This window comes from Bacillus cereus group sp. BfR-BA-01524, assembly GCF_022662595.1.
Lineage (GTDB): Bacteria > Bacillota > Bacilli > Bacillales > Bacillaceae_G > Bacillus_A > Bacillus_A thuringiensis_S.
In genome coordinates this window covers 1-731 of sequence record NZ_JAKUDW010000257.1, presented here as the reverse complement: position 1 = coordinate 731, position 731 = coordinate 1, and the positions used below count along the sequence as shown (strand labels likewise).

Sequence of the window (731 nt, the reverse complement as noted above, 5' to 3'; positions counted from 1 at the left end):
AATTGCAGAAGCGGAAGAGTCAGAAGAAGTAGAAGTAATTGCGGAAACGGAAGAGCTAGAAGAAGTGGAAGTAATTGCGGAAACAGAAGAGCTAGAAGAAGTAGAAGTAATTGCGGAAACAGAAGAGCTAGAAGAAGTAGAAGTGATCGCAGAAACAAAAGCGCCTGTAGTAGAGACATTTGTAGCACTTGAGGAAATTCAGCAAGAAGATGAAGTAATTGAACAAAACAGTGAATTCATACATGTAGCTGAGGCTGATGAACAGACAAAGAACGATGTTCAAAGCTTTGCGAATGTTTTAATTGCAGAAACAGAAGAAAATAAACGAGTTGTAGAAGAAGCACCAGTCGCAGAAGAACAATCAGTTGTAGAAGAAGCACCGGTCGTAGAAGAACAACCAGTTGTACAAAAAGAAGAACCAAAACGTGAGAAAAAGCGTCATGTACCATTTAATGTTGTTATGCTGAAACAAGATAGAACACGATTAATGGAAAGACATGCAGCTAGAGCAAATGCAATGCCGCCTTCTGTTAATGTACGAGTAGAGAATAAGCCAGTGCAACAAGAGGTAGCAGAACCACAAGTGAAAGAACAACCAATGCAACAAGAGGTAGTAGAATCACAAGTGGAAGAGCAACCAATGCAGCAAGTGATAGTAGAACCACAAGTGGAAGAGCAACCAATGCAGCAAGTGGTAGTAGAACCACAAGTGGAAGAGCAACCAATGCAGC

1 pseudogene is annotated in these 731 nt (G+C 40.9%); it reads left to right on the top strand.

What is annotated here, in order from left to right:
* Positions 1-731, top strand: a pseudogene (locus tag MR170_RS30880) (DNA translocase FtsK); the annotation flags it as partial.